Annotated in this window: 14 protein-coding genes; 3 read left to right on the top strand and 11 right to left on the bottom strand. The window is 38.7% G+C overall.

Annotation, left to right across the window (positions count from 1 at the left end):
- Positions 1 to 104 precede the first annotated feature (104 nt).
- The 4 genes from ABFY81_RS08440 to ahcY all read right to left on the bottom strand — a co-directional run bounded on the left by ABFY81_RS08440 (position 105) and on the right by ahcY (position 6,122).
- Positions 105 to 2,957, bottom strand: a complete 2,853-nt coding sequence (locus tag ABFY81_RS08440) for an EAL domain-containing protein (protein WP_347913534.1) — start codon at positions 2,955 to 2,957, stop codon at positions 105 to 107.
- A gap of 134 nt (positions 2,958 to 3,091) precedes the next feature.
- On the bottom strand, positions 3,092 to 3,814 hold the full coding sequence (locus ABFY81_RS08435; RefSeq protein WP_019457171.1) for a 16S rRNA (uracil(1498)-N(3))-methyltransferase: 723 nt from the start codon (positions 3,812 to 3,814) through the stop codon (positions 3,092 to 3,094).
- 18 nt (positions 3,815 to 3,832) lie between these two features.
- Entirely contained in the window at positions 3,833 to 4,669 is an 837-nt protein-coding gene (metF, locus tag ABFY81_RS08430; RefSeq protein ID WP_240287356.1) for a methylenetetrahydrofolate reductase [NAD(P)H], read from the bottom strand.
- A 70-nt stretch (positions 4,670 to 4,739) separates the two neighbouring features.
- Positions 4,740 to 6,122 carry an adenosylhomocysteinase gene (gene ahcY, locus ABFY81_RS08425; RefSeq protein ID WP_019457169.1) on the bottom strand — a complete coding sequence of 461 codons (1,383 nt, stop codon included), beginning with the start codon at positions 6,120 to 6,122 and terminating at the stop codon, positions 4,740 to 4,742.
- A 221-nt stretch (positions 6,123 to 6,343) separates the two neighbouring features.
- On the opposite strand from ahcY, the gene ABFY81_RS08420 reads away from it, so the two are divergent.
- A complete protein-coding gene (locus ABFY81_RS08420; RefSeq protein ID WP_347913533.1) occupies positions 6,344 to 6,880 on the top strand; it encodes a cysteine peptidase family C39 domain-containing protein in 537 nt (178 codons plus the stop codon).
- Positions 6,881 to 6,918: 38 nt separating this feature from the next.
- Here ABFY81_RS08420 and ABFY81_RS08415 read toward each other — a convergent pair whose 3' ends face one another.
- The 3 genes from ABFY81_RS08415 to lipA form a co-directional block, all read right to left on the bottom strand.
- Positions 6,919 to 7,302 (bottom strand): carboxymuconolactone decarboxylase family protein, encoded by a 384-nt coding sequence (locus ABFY81_RS08415; RefSeq protein ID WP_000043121.1) that lies wholly within the window; start codon positions 7,300 to 7,302, stop codon positions 6,919 to 6,921.
- A 103-nt stretch (positions 7,303 to 7,405) separates the two neighbouring features.
- Complete coding sequence (locus tag ABFY81_RS08410; RefSeq protein WP_347913532.1) at positions 7,406 to 9,871, bottom strand: acyl-CoA dehydrogenase; 2,466 nt, start codon at positions 9,869 to 9,871, stop codon at positions 7,406 to 7,408.
- Between the two features lie 279 nt (positions 9,872 to 10,150).
- Entirely contained in the window at positions 10,151 to 11,164 is a 1,014-nt protein-coding gene (gene lipA / locus ABFY81_RS08405; RefSeq protein ID WP_004700412.1) for a lipoyl synthase, read from the bottom strand.
- 196 nt (positions 11,165 to 11,360) lie between these two features.
- On the opposite strand from lipA, the gene sthA reads away from it, so the two are divergent.
- Positions 11,361 to 12,773 (top strand): Si-specific NAD(P)(+) transhydrogenase, encoded by a 1,413-nt coding sequence (gene sthA, locus ABFY81_RS08400; protein ID WP_004700414.1) that lies wholly within the window; start codon positions 11,361 to 11,363, stop codon positions 12,771 to 12,773.
- 243 nt (positions 12,774 to 13,016) lie between these two features.
- On the opposite strand, the gene ABFY81_RS08395 is transcribed toward sthA, so the two are convergent.
- The 4 genes from ABFY81_RS08395 to map form a co-directional block, all read right to left on the bottom strand.
- Positions 13,017 to 14,231 (bottom strand): MFS transporter, encoded by a 1,215-nt coding sequence (locus tag ABFY81_RS08395; RefSeq protein WP_347913531.1) that lies wholly within the window; start codon positions 14,229 to 14,231, stop codon positions 13,017 to 13,019.
- 170 nt (positions 14,232 to 14,401) lie between these two features.
- A complete protein-coding gene (locus tag ABFY81_RS08390; RefSeq protein ID WP_347913530.1) occupies positions 14,402 to 15,748 on the bottom strand; it encodes an MFS transporter in 1,347 nt (448 codons plus the stop codon).
- A 410-nt stretch (positions 15,749 to 16,158) separates the two neighbouring features.
- Positions 16,159 to 17,214, bottom strand: a complete 1,056-nt coding sequence (locus tag ABFY81_RS08385) for an OmpW family outer membrane protein (RefSeq protein WP_347913529.1) — start codon at positions 17,212 to 17,214, stop codon at positions 16,159 to 16,161.
- Positions 17,215 to 17,420: 206 nt separating this feature from the next.
- Positions 17,421 to 18,245 carry a type I methionyl aminopeptidase gene (gene map / locus ABFY81_RS08380; protein WP_004700423.1) on the bottom strand — a complete coding sequence of 275 codons (825 nt, stop codon included), beginning with the start codon at positions 18,243 to 18,245 and terminating at the stop codon, positions 17,421 to 17,423.
- A 210-nt stretch (positions 18,246 to 18,455) separates the two neighbouring features.
- On the opposite strand from map, the gene rpsB reads away from it, so the two are divergent.
- Positions 18,456 to 19,208: a 30S ribosomal protein S2 gene (gene rpsB / locus ABFY81_RS08375; RefSeq protein ID WP_001982118.1), complete on the top strand. Its 753-nt coding sequence runs from the start codon at positions 18,456 to 18,458 to the stop codon at positions 19,206 to 19,208.
- Positions 19,209 to 19,233 lie beyond the last annotated feature (25 nt).

Below are 19,233 nucleotides of genomic sequence, written 5' to 3'. Positions count from 1 at the left end.
GTGAGCTAAATGCTAAAGAATATAACACTACTTCTCTATTTCTCACAGTCAAAAACGCTCATTTTTGGAAAAACCAGTGCATGTAAAATAGACTGTTAAAACAATTATGAAATATGTGTATTTGATTGAAGATATTGCTTAATCTGATTTGGATGAAGTGGACGACTAAAGAAATAGCCTTGTAAAAAATCACATTGTTGTTTTTGTAGATAAATAACTTGCTCTTCGGTTTCAACACCTTCAGCCACCAGTTTTAACCCCATACTTTTGCCCATCGCAATCATGGCATTGACAATAGCTTCTTGTTTTTGATCGCCGATTTTCGAAATAAAGGCTCGATCAATTTTTAAAACATCGATTGGATATTCTGTCAGGTAAGCTAAAGATGAATAGCCTGTACCAAAGTCATCGAGTGCAATCGAAATATTGCGTTCTTTAATTGAATGCAATAATTTTTTCACATTATCAGTATTGTCTAATAAAGCCGATTCAGTAATTTCGAGTTCTAGATTTGATCCATCGAGTTGATATTTCTCTAAAACTTCATCTAAATCATTCAGTAAAAGTCCACGATGAATTTGTTGAGCAACAATATTTACAGAGACTTGAATATCTGAATAACCTGAGTTTTTCCACTCTTGTAATTGTTTGCCAACCTTATCTAAAACCACTTTACCAATATCGGAAATAAGGCTACTACGTTCCGCAAAAGGAATGAACATATTCGGCATGACTAATTCCTTGTCAGGATGCTGCCAGCGAATTAAGGCTTCAAAACCTTTAACAGATTTGTCATTTAAACTAATTTTTGGTTGATAATAAACAATAAATTCATCATTTTGGATAGCTTTGCGTAATTCTTGCTCTAAATCTGCGGTTTTATACGGATTGCTTGCTTTATTGAAATAGTAGCAAATGGTGTTACCACCTAAACGTTTTGCTTCAGATAATGCTTGTTCGGCATGGTTATTGAGATGGTCAATTTGTCTACCATGCTCTGGAAAGCAGGCAACTCCAATAGAGGCAGTAATAAAATACTCTTGTTGATCAATATAAAATGGAGCATTTAATGCTTGTAAAATATTTTGGCAATATTGCTCAATATTAGGATGAATTGGTGATATTTCATAAATAATTGCAAAATCATCACCATTTAAGTAAGCCACTAAAATGGCATTAATGTTGGTGAGGCGTAGACGCTGTGCAAACTGTTTTAGTAATTCATCACCACTATCATTATTTAAAAACTCATTAAACGCTCTAAACCTATCAATATTAATGCGTATTAATGCAAGATTTTTAAAGCTATAAGATGGATTAATTAAATACTGGTGTAATTGATTGTAATAATAAAAACGATTAGGAAGATGAGTTAAGCTGTCATAATTTTTTAAATAAGATAAATGTTGCTCTTGTCGCTTTTGTTCGGTTAAATCACGTGCAAAGCCAATATAATTAATGACTTGATTATGTTCATCTTTCACAGCATTAATATGGAGCCATAAGTGAACACTTTTACCTGATACAAACTTTTCATCAAATTGACCCATATATTCGCCAGTTTTAAGTAGCTGCTGGGTAATGGAGTCATGAAACTCTTGTTGCTGTAATTTCTGATTTATTGTGATATTGAATAGTTGTTGATTTAACAATTCAGATTTAGAAAAACCAGTTAATTTTTCATAATAGGGATTAACATCAATATAATTCAGTTTATCATCTAAAATAAAAATTCCTTCTGCTGCTTGTTCAAGCACAATTGCGCAAAGTCTCAAATGTTCTTGATCTTTTTTTTCTTGATGAATATCTCTGGTCATTCCCACCATACGTAAAGCTTTATTGGTTTTAGGGTCACGGCTAATGACACGACCTACATCGTGAATCCAGCGCCAAGAACCATTACGCCGTAAAATACGAAAGGTAATATTGAAGTGATCAGATTTTCCATCTAAATGCTCTTTTAAACGCTCATCAAATAACTTTCGATCATTAGGATGGATACGTTCTAAAATTGTATTGAGGTGTAAAGATGTATTTTGGGTCTGCTTTTGTCGATCAAAAAAAGTAATTTCTAATTTTTGTTTTTCAATATCCCAATCCCACGGACGAATACCAGCAGTTTCATGAGCAAATGCCAAATTATGATGATGGCTTTCAAGCTTCTCATTCATTTTGGTTAAATCATAGGTTCTTTCACGTACTTTCTGTTCGAGCAAATGATTATTAAATTGAAGCTGTGCTTCAATATCTTTTGATTTATTTACTTCTTGTTGAAGTTGTATACATAATTCTTCAGCCCATTGCGTATGTTGTTCCGCAACTTGTACGAGTTGTTTATTTTTAAATAGGAGCTGAGAAATTTTTTGGTAGTTGCGTTGAGTTGCGTAAGCACAAAGTAGGGTAGCTAAGAAGGCTAAATTATACGCAAAGTAAAAGGGAAGTTGCGATGTCTGTACATGTGTAAACTGGCTAATAATAAGCGGAACAGTGCTTGGAATAAAAAGTAAATAAAAATATCGGGGTTGCTGAGTTAGAAAGGTAAGACCGATAATATGAGATGAACTAATAAATAATCCAATTAGAATATGAACATCAGAGATAGATATAATTGTAGAAGGAAGGGAGAAATGCAGAACAATTATATTTAATCCCATTAATATCCCTGATACCAAACAAATAGCTTGTAGTGTTAAATCAGTTTTTCTAATGAAATTAATGTCACGATAACGTGTTAAAAACTTCGGGATAAATAATAGACAACCAAGACATAAAATAGTGAAACCAATTGACCAAATAAAATTTGTGATGTAAGAAGTAAAGTAACAAGTGAAAATAATGGCCGAAATTAAGCAAAGTAATATTAAGCTAATCAGATACAAGCGAATATATTGAATTGAGAGTCGGAGCTGCTCAATCCTTGTTTGATGCTGTAAATATTCTTCCTGAAGGCCAGACATAAGATTTTTCTATCCTATTTTTTTACATTTATACAGAAAGAATCTGATTTATCAGTGGAAAAGAATTTAAATTAATATTCATACATTAAAAGTAAGTTAACTTTAATTGTTGATTTAATCAATGTTCAATTAGCTTATATGGATAAAAACCGATAATTTAAAATAGATAATGCAACAACAGGCGCAGTTTCGGTGCGTAATACACGGTCTCCGATACACCAGTTCATAAAACCCGCTTCATTGGCCTGCGTAATTTCATTTTCGCTTAAACCACCTTCCGGACCAATTAAGAGAGCGAGTTCTGGTTGGATCCCTGCTAATACATCTTTTTGTTCTTTTTCAGGAGCCAAAACAAATTTGGATGCAGGAAGATCAGAAGATTTTAGCCATTCATGAAGAGGGACGGGTGCTAAAACTTCTGGGACAAAGTTAAGCCCGCATTGTTCACAGGCTGCAATTGCAACAGCTTGCCAATGATCTAATTTTTTTTGATCACGGTCGTATTTTAAACGCATTTCACAGCGTTCACTGGTTAAAAGCTGAATTTTGCTTACACCAAGTTCGGTGGCTTTTTGAATGGCATAATCCATTCGGTCGCCTTTACTCATGACCTGACCAAGAACAGCTTTAAAAGGGGCATTACGGTTGGCAGGATTAAAATTCTCAATGGCGACAAATGCATTTTTTTTATTAATTTCGGTCAGAGTTGCGAGATATTCGCCACCTTGTCCATTAAATAGAGTCGCTTGTTCTTGTAGTTGTGCGCGTAAAACACGCACCCAATGATGAAATACCGATTCAGTCAGTTGAATTGTTGAGCCAACAGTAAGTTCAGTTTCGATAAAAAAACGATTCATTGGGTACGCCTTACAAAATTAATTTAAACCAAGATCAACAACAAGTTGACGGGTTGGTTCAACTTGATTCATTGAATAGAAGTGTAAGCTTGGTGCGCCACCTGCAATCAGGCGCTCGCATAGCTTAACAACAACTTCATGACCGAAAGCTTTAATACTTTCACTGTCATCGCCATAGGCTTGTAACTGCTTACGGATCCAACGAGGAATTTCAGCACCAGTACCATCTGCAAAGCGAATTAAGTTGCTTGCATTGGTAATTGGCATAATACCAGGAGCCACTGGAATGTTAATTCCTGCACTCTCCAAGCGCTCTATAAAGTAAAAGTACGAATCTGGATTAAAAAAGAATTGGGTAATTCCTGCATTAGCACCAGCTTGTACTTTTTCAATAAAACGTTGAATATCTGTATCAAGATTTTCAGCTTGAGGATGCATTTCTGGATAAGCTGCAACTTCAATATGAAAATGATCACCTGAGTGCTCACGAATAAAACGTACTAAATCTTGAGCATAAGGAAGCTCGCCAAGTCCAACCTGACCAGATGGCAAGTCGCCACGTAAAGCGACAATACGGTCAATGCCTTGTGTCTTGTATAAATCGAGTAGTTCAGCAATACGCGCTTTATCATCACCAATACAAGAAAGGTGAGGGGCAACAGGTGTACCTTTGCCATTGAAATCATCAATAGCAGCAAGCGTGCGTTCGCGAGTAGAGCCACCAGCTCCATAAGTAATCGAGAAAAACTCAGGGTTTAATAGCTGTAGTTCTTGGTGAACAATACGAAGTTTTTCAGCACCGGCATCAGTTTTTGGCGGGAAAAACTCAAAAGAAATAGGTGTACGTTTAGTCATGTCAAATCCTTGTAAACAGCGAAACATTTTAGAAAAAAGGGCAGTCGGTTCACCGTCTGCCCTTAAGTTCTTAGTATTTGTAAGCGTCAGACTTGAATGGTCCCTCAACAGCAACGCCTAAGTAATCGGCTTGCTTTTGAGTTAACTGGGTAAGTACACCACCGAAACCGGCAACCATTGCTGCAGCAACTTCTTCGTCAAGTTTCTTAGGAAGAACTTCTACACGGATTTTTGCAGCTTTTTCGTTTGCAGGAAGGTCAGCAAATTTCTCTTGGAATAAGTGAATTTGACCTAACACTTGGTTAGCAAAAGAACCGTCCATCACGCGTGATGGGTGACCAGTTGCATTACCTAGGTTTACAAGGCGACCTTCAGAAAGAAGGATAAGGTAGTTGTTTTCGTCTTCTGAACGATAAACTTGGTGAACTTGTGGCTTAACTTCAACCCACTTGTAACCACGTAAATAAGCTGTGTCGATTTCTGTATCGAAGTGACCGATGTTACATACAACTGCACCAGCTTTTAAGCTATCTAACATTGCAGCATCACATACGTGGTAGTTACCAGTAGTCGTTACAACAAGGTCAGTGTTGCCAAGTAAGTCTTGGTTAACATCTTCTTTTTTACCTGTTTGTACGCCGTTTTTGTATGGAGATACAACTTCATAGCCGTCCATACATGCTTGCATTGCACAAATCGGGTCAACTTCTGTTACACGAACAATCATGCCTTCTTGACGTAAAGATTGAGCAGAACCTTTACCTACGTCACCGTAACCAATCACAAGTGCACGGCGGCCAGATAACAACATATCTGTAGCACGTTTGATTGCATCATTTAATGAATGACGGCAGCCATATTTGTTGTCGTTTTTAGACTTAGTAACTGAGTCATTTACGTTAATTGCAGGTACTTTCAAAGAACCGTCTTTCCACATTTCGATAAGACGTTGAACACCTGTAGTTGTTTCTTCGGTAATACCGTGAATACGTTCTAAAAGAGCAGGGTATTTTTCATGAACAAGAGCAGTTAAGTCACCGCCATCGTCCAAAATCATGTTGGCATCCCAAGGTTGACCATTTACATTGATCTGTTGTTCTAAGCACCATACATACTCTTCTTCAGTTTCACCTTTCCAAGCAAAAACTGGAATACCGCGAGCAGCAATTGCAGCAGCAGCGTGGTCTTGAGTAGAGAAAATGTTACATGATGTCCAGCGAACTTCAGCACCTAATTCAACAAGCGTTTCAATAAGAACCGCTGTTTGAATGGTCATGTGAATACAACCAAGAATTTTTGCGCCAGCAAGTGGTTTAGATGCTGCATAGCGTTTACGTAAGCCAATCAAAGCTGGCATTTCTGCTTCAGCAAGTTTGATTTCTTTACGACCGTAGTCAGCAAGAGAGATGTCAGCAACTTTGTAATCTGTAAATGAAGCATTAACCGCGTTCATCAGGATCTCCTAGGAAAAAATAGTATTGATCATTCTGTTCGCGGATGCCGTTGTTGGTTAAAACGAGTGTTTAACCGATCGTCGAGCCTGGCAAACTGATCTTTAGTGCCGATCATTTGTCGCAGCATCCCTCGACTAGCGAAACATTGTACTTGGAAAAGCTTTTAGTGCCAATCCAGTTTTGTTTATTATCTGCTTAATTATGACTTTAGATTTAAATTATGGCCTTAAATATTCCCGAATCTTTGGCAAACCTCGAGGCAAACAGTGGTATTTTTGCAGTTTGGATGGTGCTAAAGCATTATGGGGTGCAAATTGATGTTGCTGAGTTAATTAAAGTTTGCCGACATGAGCAAGATGGTACCTATACCATTGCTTTAGCTGTTGCTTTAAAAAAGTTTGGTTTTGATGTTTCATTTTATTCAGATAAAGACCCTAACATTAGCCCCAGCGAACGTATGAGTTATAAAGAGGCAAAGGTGTTGAAAATACCGACAGGGCCTGCTTTGAGCTATCAAGACATTCAAGGTGCAATTCAAAATAGGCAAATGGTAATCGTGTACTACGACACTTTAGAAGGTGTTGGAAATCAGTCGCTCGTTTATTCTGTAGATTCAAACGAAATTTGCTTTTTCGATAGTTTTGAGCCGATGTCAGCAACAGTTTTTGAGAACCAGCGTAAAGCAGAAGGGATTTGTCGTCAGGCTATTGTAATTGGTGATCGTAATTTAAATATTTATTCGACTACATTAAATTAGGTCAAAGTGAGCCAGTAGAGTGCTGGCTCAGATTGAAGTTATTGTTGTTGATATTCTTGAATGACTTCTAAAGCAGCACGAAAAGCTTCTTGAGTAGCAGGCGCGCCGCAATATGGCAGACTATGCAATAAAGTTTCTTGAATCTCTTCAACTGTACAACCATTGTTGAGTGCGCCACGGACATGGCCTTTAAGTTCAGTTGGCGATTTAAGTGCGGTTAGCATAGCTAAAGTAATTAATGAGCGATATTTACGTGGAAGCACACCTTCACGTTGCCAAGTTGATCCCCATGCATGTTCATTAATCCAGTCTTGTAAAGGTTGGGTAAAGGGTACGGTATTTTCTTGGGCACGTTTTACAAAAGCTTCTCCCATCACTTCTGTGCGTACTTTTAATCCATTTTCGTAATCTTGCTTAGACATTAATTTCTCCTAAAAATAAAAGCGTCGAGTGACGCTTTTATGGCTATTTATTAATTAATGCGAATCAAAAATGATTGCAATAGTGAATTGGTGGAGGCATCAGTCACACTATTTGATGAGGGTTTGACAAAGGTAGATCCTTATCGAGTTTTTCATCAAAAACATCGGTAAGCATGCTGTCAAATCGAATTGCGTTGTATTGCAATAATTGTTGAGCTTCACTTTCAGAAATAAAGCCTTCTTTTATCGCTTGTGCAATATTCTCTTCAAAAGTAAGACCAGTAAACTTGCCTTTGGATTCAGCTTTCTTAAACTTATCCCAAAGCGGTTCAAGGGTTCTTAAAATCTGGAACGTGTGCTCTAGACGGCCAGTAACATCGTTAGGTTCAGTTGAATAGTACACATGGCGTTTGAGTTGCTCTCTAAACGGATGTTCTTCCATCATGAGTTCAGCAACTTGCTGTTTTAACTCATCATCAGGTTTTGCAATCACACGACCTAGCGGGAAACAAATCCATTTCACTAAGGCTGCTGGAAGCTTGGCTGGGAAGTTGTCAAATAATCCCCAAAATGCTTCCTGAATATTTAAGAACGCTTTTTGTAATGCTAGTTTTGCATGCAGTTGTTCAGCTTCAGTTTTTTGTCCAGCCTCATAAAACTTTAAAATTGCAGTGGCAATAAACAAGTGTGCATGAATATCAGCTAAACGTCCTGAGAGCATTTCTTTGCGTTTTAAATCTCCTGCAAGTAAACCTAGTGACATATCAGAAACAAGGGCGAAGTTGGCACTAAAACGGTTAATGGTTTTATAGTAACTTGCCGTGAACTGATCTGATGATTGAGGTGCATCACTTGAACCACCTGTCCAACCATAAGCAAATGATTTTGCGCCGCGATTAAAGGTATACGTTAAGTGTTTAAATAACAGGTCATCGAATTTTTGAACTGCATTGGCTTTATCGTCAGACTGAAGTAATTGTAGCTCTTCAAAAAGATAAGGATGACAGCGCATTGAACCCTGACCAAAGATCATGAGTGAGCGGGTTAAAATGTTTGCACCTTCGACCGTAATTGCAATCGGAATGGCTTGATAGGTGAGTGCAAGGAAGTTACGAGGTCCAAGCTGAATACCACGTCCACCAGCGATATCCATGCCGTGATTAATGACTTTACGCATAGTTTCTGTTGCATAGTATTTTGCCATGGCAGTCATCACGGCAGGGGTTCCGCCTTGATTTAGGCCACATGTTACTAAATAACGAAATGCTTCAAGCATATAGGCATCACTGGCAATTTCACTGCTTGCTTCTTGCACACCTTCAAATTTACCAACAGAAATATTGAACTGTTGACGAATTCTCGCAAAAGCACCTACGGTTAAATAGCTCATTTCACCTGCGGCCGTAGCTAATGCTGGGAGGGAAATACCACGCCCAACACCTAAACACTCCATCAGCATACGCCAGCCTTTACCAGCATTTTCTTGTCCACCGATAATCCAGTCGATAGGAATGAAAACATCTTTACCCTCAACTGTTCCATTCATAAATGGAGAGCCTGGATAATGGCGTGCACCTATTTTTACACCCGCATGGCTTGCAGGAATAAGTGCACAGGTAATACCGTATTCGGTTTTATTTTTATCGCCGAGTAGACCTTCAGGATCATAAAGCTTAAATGCTAAGCCAACTACTGTGGCAATCGGAGCAAGTGTAATCCAGCGTTTAGAGAAATTCATACGCAGACCAAGGACTTGAGCGCCTTCATATTCGCCGTAGCACACCACACCCGAATCTGGAATGGCACCAGCATCTGAACCAGCTTCAGGACTTGTTAAACCAAAACATGGAATTTCTTCACCTTTGGCAAGACCCGGTAGATATTGCTGCTTTTGCGCATCAGTACCGTAGTGCATGAGTAACTCACCAGGTCCTAAAGAGTTCGGAACCATACAACTTACTGCTGTAGTTAATGAGCGTGACGCAATTTTGCTCATAATACGGCTTTGAGCAAATGAGCTAAATTCTTTACCACCAAAGGACTTAGGGATAATCAGGCCTAAGAAACCTTTATCTTTAATGAACTGCCAAACTTCAGGTGGAAGGTCTTTTAAGTGATGGTGAATTTCCCATTCATTTAGCATGCTGCATAGCACTTCAACTTCATTATCAATAAAACTTTGTTCTTCTGATGAAAGTGTAGGATAAGGATACTTTTCAAATTGCGACCAATCTGGTGCACCCATAAATAATTCTTTTTCCCACCAGCTTGTTCCTGCTTCCAATGCTTCTTGTTCGGTTGTACTGATGCTTGGCATTGAATTTGCCAGAGTTTTATAAGCAGGTTTTGTAATTAAGCTAAACCGTAAAGGCTTAAACAAAATAATAATGCTAAGAGCAATAAGAGGAATCCCTAAAAGCAGTGACCATGGCGTTAAAATGATTGCGGTAAGTATAGCTACCGCAATCATCAGAATGCTGCCAATGACTCTGTTTAGGTTAAAAAAGAAAATTGCCCATATTGCAGCGAGCTGAATCACAATACTTAAAACAAAGAGTAGGAAAATCATACTTGCTCCTTGCTAGATAAGCCCTCAAGTTGGAAGTTACAAAAGGCGAGGAGAGATTTAAGGCTTAACTAGCTTATTTTTAATGCTGTTTAAATTTGATTTTTTATGTCGCAATTGATCTATATGCTAGAGCAGGGATATATCGTACTTTTAGGTATAAGATATTTTTGAGTGAAAGTGTAATAGCTTGTTTTATCTATTTGTCAAGAAATGTTATTGATTTTCTTATACAAATAAAAAGCCCTCTGTATTAGAGGGCTTTTTATAGAAATTTAATTTTTAAGCTTCGACGACTTGAACAGCGATTTTTTTAGCTGGATCTACTTTACGACGAACTTCTGGTACTGGCTCACCGTGATATTGACGGTCAGCAAAGTAACTCGAACGAACCATTGGCGCAGACCAGATATTTCTAAAACCAAGTTTACGGCCATGCTCTGCATAACGCTCAAACTCTTCTGGTGTTACAAAGCGGTCAATTGGTGCGTGTTGTTTTGAAGGTTGCAAGTATTGACCAATAGTCACATAGTCGACATCGTGAGCACGTAAGTCATCAAGCAATGCAATGACTTCTTCTTCAGTTTCACCAATACCTACCATCAAACCACATTTGGTTGGGATGTCAGGGCAGTATTCTTTAAACATTTTCAATAAGTTTAAAGAATGTTGGTAATCTGAACCTGGACGCATCGCTTTATAGAGACGAGGTACAGTCTCAATATTATGGTTGAAAACATCTGGTGGACATTCAGTCATAATGCGTAAAGCAATATCCATACGTCCACGGAAGTCTGGCACTAAAATTTCAAGTAGTGTGCTTGGACTAAGCGCACGAGCTTCCTTAATACAGTCCACAAAATGTTGTGCACCGCCGTCAAGTAAGTCATCACGGTCAACCGAAGTAATTACTGCATATTTGAGTTTAAGATTGGCAATAGTCTCTGCCATGTGACGAGGTTCATCAGGGTCTAATGCATTTGGACGACCATGTGCGACATCACAGAACGGGCAACGACGTGTACAAATATCACCCATAATCATGAATGTTGCTGTACCACCACCAAAACATTCTGGTAAGTTAGGACAAGCTGCTTCTTCACAAACGGTATGGAGTTTTTGAGCACGTAAAGTGGTTTTAATACGCTGAACTTCTTCTGGTGCCGTCATCTTGACACGAATCCAGTCAGGTTTACGCGGCACTTCAACCGTAGGTACAACTTTTACAGGAATTCTTGCGACTTTTTCTGCGCCACGAAGTTTTACACCCTGTTCAGGTTTACGGTGTTCTGACATATTTAACTTTTCCACTCGTTTATAGAGACATTGACATTGTATTATAGCCGAGTTCTTTGGTTAATAGCGGAAAATAACTATTCATATAATAAATGTGGTTATTCAGAAATATAGGGTTGAGAAATACATAAATTCACCGCATATTAGTCATAATCTATTATAAAATATGGTCATTCAAGAGAGGAAGGAGCTTTCAATGCCACGTAAAAAAGAGGTCGTTAGTGGGAATTTCGTTAAGTACGATGCGGTAGTTCTCGGTTCTGGACCTGCAGGTGAAGGCGCGGCAATGAAGCTTGCAAAAGCGGGTAAGCGTGTTGCAATTGTAGATGTGCGTGATCAACTGGGTGGTAACTGTGCTCACGTAGGGACTATTCCAAGTAAAGCATTACGTCAAACAGTTTCTAGTATTATTCGCTATCAACGTGACCCGATGTTTCAAAAAGTAGGTGAATGGAAACAGTTCACCATGAAACAGGTGTTGCGTAATGCTCACAAGGTGATTCAACAACAGGTTGATACACATACACGCTTTTATGACCGCAACAAAATCGGCGTATTTCATGGCCGTGCATATATTCAAGATAAAAATACAGTTTTAGTTTTTAGCCATGAAGGCATTAAAGAAACAATCATCTGTAAGCAAATCGTGATTGCGACAGGTAGTCGTCCTTATCATCCACAAGGTCTCGACTTTGACCATCCTCGTGTATTTGATTCAGATAAAATTCTTGATCTTGATTACTCAATTCAAAAAATCATTATTTACGGTGCAGGCGTTATTGGCTGTGAATATGCTTCGATCTTTATTGGTTTAGATCATAAAGTTGACTTGATTAATACTCAGCAAAAACTCTTAAGCTATTTAGATGATGAAATTGCTGATGCTTTGTCTTATCACTTACGTGAACAAGGTGTGTTAATTCGTCACAACGAACAAATGGATCATCTTGAAACATTTGATGACCACGTTGTATTACATTTACAAAGTGGTAAAAAAATCAAAGCCGATGCGATCCTTTGGTGTAATGGCCGTTCAGGTAATACAGAAGGCTTAGGTCTTGAGAATGTTGGGTTAGTACCAAACAACCGTGGTCAGCTTTCTGTAAATGATCAATACCAAACTGAAGTTGAAAATATCTATGCTGCTGGTGACGTAATCGGTTGGCCATCACTTGCTTCTGCTGCTTATGACCAAGGGCGCTGTGCTGGTGCAAACATGAGTGGTGAAGATGCGAAGCCAGTACGTGATATCCCAACGGGTATTTACACCATTCCGGAAATTTCATCTATTGGTAAAAATGAGCAAGAATTAACGGAAGAGAAAATTCCGTATGAAGTAGGTCAAGCTTCTTTCCGTCATTTGGCTCGTGCACAAATTACGGGTGATACAGTGGGTGAATTGAAGATTCTTTTCCATCGTGACACTTTAGAAATTTTAGGTATTCATTGTTTTGGTAATAACGCTGCCGAAATTATCCACATTGGGCAAGCAGTTATGCACAGCCCAAACAATACCTTGAAATATTTTGTCGAAACAACGTTTAACTATCCAACCATGGCTGAAGCTTACCGTGTAGCTGCACTTAATGGTATGAATCGTTTATTTTGATTTTAAATAATTTCTCAATAAAAAAGCCCGCAAATTTGCGGGCTTTTTTATTTTCATTAGACCATACGATTTTTATATTTTTATGACAATGTACAGAGTGATTTCAGCGCGTCATCTTTCTAGTGTGCACAAAATGCTTGATTAAAATATTCAAATAAATCAGGTGTCTGTTTCCATAAAACGATAGAAAGAACCAGAAGAGCTACAATGAAGAAACTCATAATTGTTTTCAAAAGTAAGGCATTATGCGTCATGAATAACAGCCTCCTCATTTACAAAGAAATGTACAATTACCCCTAATATACTCAAAGCTATTGAACATAGCCAAATCGCATTGTAATTACCTGTTAAGTCATGGTTAACGCCGCCAAGCCAACCGCCAAAGAAAGAACCAACTTGATGGGTGAAAAACACAATACCGCTCAGCATTGAAAGGTATTTAACACCAAACATATTTGCGACAATGCCATTGGTGAGTGGAACAGTAGAGAGCCATAGAAGACCCATAACGACGCCAAAAGCATATACTGTATAAGTGCTTAAAGGTAATAGTAGAAAGGCAATGATCGCGATCCCTCTGCTACCATAAAGTGCCATTAATAATTTAGGTTTTGAGAAACGATCTCCTAGCCAACCCGCCCCATAAGTTCCCACAATATTAAATAAGCCGATTAAAGCTAGAAACACTGTACCTGTCGCCGCATCAAAGCCGTGGTCGATTAAATAGCCTGGCAAATGTACCCCTAAAAATACAACTTGGAACCCGCATACTAAAAAACCTAAAGCTAACCACCAAAAAGGTTTGTGTTTTCTGGCAATGTTAAGTACTTGTTTAAACGTGAGTTGAGTTTGAATGAGTGCCTTAGGTGATTGATAAGTTGGAGCTTTAAGCATCAATGCCAGAGGAATAATTAGAGCAATAAGGAGAGCACTCACCATTAAAGCTGCGGACCATCCTACTGTTTTAAGTAAGAGAAGGGTGGAAGGCAGCATAATAAATTGACCGAAAGAGCCTGCCGCACTGGCAATACCCATTGCCATACTTCTTTTTTCTGGTGGAGCAGCTTGGCCTACGGCACTGAGTAAAACCGTAAAAGAGGTTGCTGATAAAGCTAAACCAATAATAAGACCTAGGCTTAAATTCAAAATGAGTACACTGGAACTAAAAGCCATTAAGAGTAAGCCAAGGGCATAAAGTAATCCGCCAACAGCAACCACAACTTTACTGCCATATTTGTCTGCGATTGCACCCGTAAAAGGTTGAACGGCTCCCCATATTAAATTTTGCATCGCGATTGCAAGACTAAAAACATGTTGCCCCCAACCAAAATCATGACTCATTGGAACTAAATAAAGGCCGAAACCGTGACGAACACCTAATGAAAGAGCCAAGATAAGAGCGCTACCAATTAACATGTATATAAGTGGCTGTGAGAACTGATTGCCTGTTTTAGTCATTGTGATTGGAAAATTATAGGAAAGTGATGAGTTATTGTAGAAGATGTATCGAAAGATATCGATATAGATGGTGGAGTATTTAAGAAAAATTAAAAGGTAACAATGCTAGTCTCTTTATAACAAAAGCAAACCAGCAGAAATCATTTTGATTTCTGCTGGTTATAAAAAAATTAAGTTGCAGAATTACGCTCAAGTAGCGCTTGTTCAAAAAGGACTTGTTCTTTTTCTTTGTGTTCGGTTGTGAAGCGAATCAAAATTACGCTACAACCCGCAACCATAACCAGTCCACCTAAAATAAATAAGCAAGTTTGAATATCAAGTACACCTTTTAATAAAAAGCCAGCTGCAACTGCACCTGCATTACCACCCGCACCAATAATTCCTGCTACACCGCCTAATGCATTACGGTCAATAAATGGCACAAGAGCATATGTTGCGCCGCAGGCCATGTGTGTAAATAGTGCAAAAATAGTCATTGAAAGAATAGCGAGAGCGACACCATTCATTTGAGAGAAAAGGACTAAGAATAAACCTTCGCCTAAAATCATGAGTACAAGTACTTTCGTGCGTCCATCTAGTCCTTTAGTAAGTGCAACTTTATCGGAAATAATGCCCCCTAGTGCACGTGCAAATAATGCAAGAAGACCAAATATTCCTGCCGTTAAACCCGCAGTTTTTAAATCCATTTTGAATTGATCAACATAGTACATGGCTGCTACGTTATGAATAAAAATTTCTATACCAAAGCATGCACCATAAGCCAGAAATAAAATCCAGACACGGTAGTTACGCGCAGCTTGCATTAAAATTGCCATACCGCCTTTTTTGCCGCTGCCAACATCAATGCCTTGTGCACGAACTTCTTTAAAATCACCTTGAGGGCAATCTTGAGTTAACTTCCAGTAAAGGACTCCCACAATCACCATCATCACACCCGGTACGATGAGTGCAATGCGCCAGCCCATAGTTTGCTCAACACCGAACATGACAATTGCACCGAGTAATAAAGGCATTAAGGCTTGAGTTGCACCGCCGCCAGCATTACCCCAACCAGCTGCCGCTGCGTTTGCTGTACCTACAACATTAGGCGCAAACATAATACTTGTATGATATTGCGTAATAACGAAGCTTGCGCCAATTGCACCAATCAGTAAGCGGAAGAATAGAAATGATTCATAACTGTTGGCAGCAGCAACACCAAATACCGGAATACTGCCTAGTAAGAGAAGGGCTGTGTAGGTAATACGTGGACCATATTTATCACAAAGGGGGCCGACAGCGAGTCGCACTAAAATCGTAATAGCAACGGCGGCAATATTAATATTGGCAATCTGGTCTTTAGTTAAGCCAAATTCGCCTTTAATAACAGGCATTAGTGGAGCACAGGCAAACCATGCGAAGAAGCAGACAAAAAAAGCGAGCCAAGACATGTGAAAGGCACGCATTGCTGGAGTTGAGAAGCTGAATAATTTAATCTCAGTTGCTTTTTTTGCATCTAGATTGATCTTTGAAGACATACGCCGTCCCTCTGAACTGAACGAATTTTTAATTTGCACGACAAAATAAATTGTCTATTTGCATACCGATCAGAGCGGACGTCTTTGGCCGTCTTGGTTTATCCATTGAATCGCCATTGATTCATCATGCTTTAGATAAAGCAAAGGATGTGCCAAAAAATAATTTTTACTAAAAGGAAAATGTTAGTTTTTAATTTTATTCAGTTAGTTGGGATTTAATAAAATTAATTAACAAAATAAAATTAAGAAAAAAGGAAACCACAGAGGTGGGACATGAGTTTTCCTAATAATTTAATAAGAAATGCTCATTTTTTTAGCATATTGGTTTAAAAAGAAGCAGGATTGAACTTACCAATAAAAAAGCTATAAAAGCTTCAGTAAGGCTTTTATAGCTTGAGTATTTTAAAAAATTAGAAACGGTAGCCTACACCTACATAGGTAATAAGTGGGTCGATATCAATTTTGGTATTCGCTTTAATAAGCTCTTTACCTGTATTTTGATCTGTGACATAAATTTTTGCTTCATTATTCATTTTTGAATAAGAAACTGAGCCGACGGCGAACCAGTTCGGATTAAAGTCATAGGTCGCTCCAACCGTAACAATCGGTGCGAAAGTATCGGTCGCTTCAAGTTTAACAATAGGGTTAGCTGAAGACGTTTTACCGTCTAATGCTGCACCCGCTTGACCATCATGAATATTTTGAATCATATGGCCTGCTTTGATTAAATCTGATTCAATCCCTGAATTCATTTTTAAATCATTGAAATAGGCATACATCACACCTGCACCAATGTATGGACGAAATTTATTTACACCCGATTTACCAAATTGGTAATGCAGTTCAACTGCTGGTAACCAAGCTCGTGCTGTGGCAGCTTTACCGCCTTGAGTAAGATCAGTGATATGAATATCTTCTTTTAGACCGATTGAACCAAGAGCTGTGTTTGCTGAACCAGATAATGGCGCATAAATATTTCCTTTACCTTTTATATCTACCTTTGGAGGAACGCCTGCTTTAATTTCCAGAGATAAATTATCTGTAAAATTATAATTTGCCATGATACCCAGAGTATCAACACTTTGAGCTTCTAAGCCTGTACCTTCACTTTGCCAATTTGATAACCCATTTACCGTTGCAGTACCTGTAAGAATGGATGGTAATGTATCTGTAGGTAGAATTTTAATTGCATCGTATAAGAGGGGGTTGGAACTTCGATCCGCCGCATTTAAGACGGATTGTTTTGATACAGAACCTACTTTAGAACTGGTTCCTTCAGCGACACTGGTATTAATGTTGACTGGATTTCCTGAGCCTTGAGGCATAGCATGGAGCCAACCAGCTGAGACCGAAAAACGTTTGAAACCATCACCATCTTTTAAACTAAAATATGGAGAAGCGGCGAAAGTGACTGTAGGCAGAGCAAAAAAGGCAGCTGTCATACAAAATAATGACTTTTTCATCATAAAGGACTCCATGTCCAGACATTTGTTTACTGATTTTTATTGAGCCCACCATAACGCGTTTTATTAAAATGATTGTGTAATAAAAATTAATAATTGTAATGTTTTTGAAATATTTGTTTATATTTGGAAAGAATTATTAATAAAAAATACAAAGTAAAAAACAAAAGGCTACTCAAAGTAGCCTTTTGTTAATGTTTATTAAATTATTAGTTGAAGCGAGAAAGGTCTTCTTCAGGACGAGCTGTCAATACTTCGATACCTGTTTGAGTCACTAAAATAGTGTGTTCATATTGAGCAGAAAGTTTATGGTCCTTAGTTACAACAGTCCATTTGTCACCAAGTAATTTGGTTTGCCAAACACCAGCATTGACCATTGGTTCAATCGTAAAGGTCATACCTGCTTCTAAGCGCATACCAGTGCCAGCTTGGCCATAATGCAACACTTGAGGTTCGTCATGGAAAACGGTACCAATACCATGACCACAATATTCACGTACTACGCTAAAACGCTCTGACTCAACATATTTCTGGATAGCATGGCCAATGTCACCTAGATATGAACCGTCTTTAACTGTTGCCATTCCACGGTACATTGCTTCTTGAGCAACTTTACATAAACGGTTTGCCAAAATAGAAGTTTCACCTCCTACGACATACATCATGTTGGTGTCGCCGTGATAACCATCTTTAATTACGGTCACATCAATGTTAAGAATATCGCCGTTTTTTAAGATTTTATTTTCAGAAGGAATACCATGACACACGACATGGTTAACCGAAGTACAAATAGAATGTTGAAAAGCAGGGCGTCCTGGAGCACCACCATAACCTACACAGGCTGGAATGGCATGTTGTACATTTTCAATATGATTACGGCAAATCGTATCAAGTTCGAGGGTGCTTACACCGGCCTTAATATACGGCTTGATCATCTCTAGAACTTCAGCCGCCAGTCGTCCTGCAATGCGCATTTTTTCAATTTCATCTGGAGTTTTGATTAATCGACGTGGAGCTGTATAAGTACTGTTCATGATCTCTAAAAACTTTTGGTAATTTACAAGCGTCTATGGTATAAATAGCCGCCCATTTTATCAAATGCTTTTCGTGAATATCTTTTACGAAGATTTTTGATAGGTGGAGTAAAAAATCCGCACATATATCGTCACATTACTCTGGGTGCCTGTAAAAAGGTGGAGAATGCGGATATATGGAGGCCTAACCCAACTTTTAAGGTAAAGAAAATGGCAGATTACAACGTAAGCATGCGCGACCTTCTTCAAGCAGGTGCGCACTTTGGTCACCAAACTCGTTTCTGGAACCCAAAAATGCGTCAATACATTTTTGGCGCGCGCAACAAAATTCACATCATCAACCTTGAGCACACTGTTCCTGCGTTAAATGATGCTTTGAACTTCGCTAACCAATTAGCAAGCAAAAAGAATAAAGTTTTGTTCGTTGGTACAAAACGTGCTGCTTCTAACATCATCCGTGAACAAGCTCAACGCGCTGGTCAACCATATGTAGACCACCGTTGGTTAGGTGGTATGTTGACGAACTGGAAAACACTTCGCCAATCTATCAACCGTTTAAAAGATCTTCAAACTCAATCTCAAGACGGTACTTTTGCTAAGCTTACTAAACGTGAAGCTTTAGAACGTACTCGTGAGATGGAAAAACTTGAGCGTTCTTTAGGCGGCGTTAAAAACATGGGTGGTTTACCTGACGCATTATTTGTAATCGACGTTGATCACGAAGCGATTGCAATTAAAGAAGCTAAGAACTTAGGTATTCCTGTTATCGGTATCGTTGATACAAACTCTAACCCAGACAACGTTGATTACGTTATTCCTGGTAACGACGATGCGATCCGTGCAGTAACTTTATATGCTTCAGCTATGGCTGACGCAATTCTTGCTGGTAAAGAATACGCTCAATCTCAAGCGAACGCTCAAGCAAAAGGCGATGACGCTGCGAAAGACGCTTCTGAGGCTTAATGCGTTTTGACGCAGGCTTGTCATT

Source organism: Acinetobacter sp. WA-87 (genome assembly GCF_039938935.1).
Taxonomy (GTDB): Bacteria; Pseudomonadota; Gammaproteobacteria; order Pseudomonadales; family Moraxellaceae; genus Acinetobacter; species Acinetobacter seifertii.
This window is presented reverse-complemented; position numbering and strand designations above follow the sequence as displayed.

Coding starts and splice junctions, on each gene's coding strand:
- ABFY81_RS08440 (WP_347913534.1), bottom strand. CDS start 2,957: ATGTCTGGCCTTCAGGAAGAATATTTACAGCATCAAACAAGGATTGAG.
- ABFY81_RS08435 (WP_019457171.1), bottom strand. CDS start 3,814: ATGAATCGTTTTTTTATCGAAACTGAACTTACTGTTGGCTCAACAATT.
- metF (WP_240287356.1), bottom strand. CDS start 4,669: ATGACTAAACGTACACCTATTTCTTTTGAGTTTTTCCCGCCAAAAACT.
- ahcY (WP_019457169.1), bottom strand. CDS start 6,122: ATGAACGCGGTTAATGCTTCATTTACAGATTACAAAGTTGCTGACATC.
- ABFY81_RS08420 (WP_347913533.1), top strand. CDS start 6,344: ATGGCCTTAAATATTCCCGAATCTTTGGCAAACCTCGAGGCAAACAGT.
- ABFY81_RS08415 (WP_000043121.1), bottom strand. CDS start 7,302: ATGTCTAAGCAAGATTACGAAAATGGATTAAAAGTACGCACAGAAGTG.
- ABFY81_RS08410 (WP_347913532.1), bottom strand. CDS start 9,871: ATGATTTTCCTACTCTTTGTTTTAAGTATTGTGATTCAGCTCGCTGCA.
- lipA (WP_004700412.1), bottom strand. CDS start 11,164: ATGTCAGAACACCGTAAACCTGAACAGGGTGTAAAACTTCGTGGCGCA.
- sthA (WP_004700414.1), top strand. CDS start 11,361: ATGCCACGTAAAAAAGAGGTCGTTAGTGGGAATTTCGTTAAGTACGAT.
- ABFY81_RS08395 (WP_347913531.1), bottom strand. CDS start 14,231: ATGACTAAAACAGGCAATCAGTTCTCACAGCCACTTATATACATGTTA.
- ABFY81_RS08390 (WP_347913530.1), bottom strand. CDS start 15,748: ATGTCTTCAAAGATCAATCTAGATGCAAAAAAAGCAACTGAGATTAAA.
- ABFY81_RS08385 (WP_347913529.1), bottom strand. CDS start 17,214: ATGATGAAAAAGTCATTATTTTGTATGACAGCTGCCTTTTTTGCTCTG.
- map (WP_004700423.1), bottom strand. CDS start 18,245: ATGAACAGTACTTATACAGCTCCACGTCGATTAATCAAAACTCCAGAT.
- rpsB (WP_001982118.1), top strand. CDS start 18,456: ATGGCAGATTACAACGTAAGCATGCGCGACCTTCTTCAAGCAGGTGCG.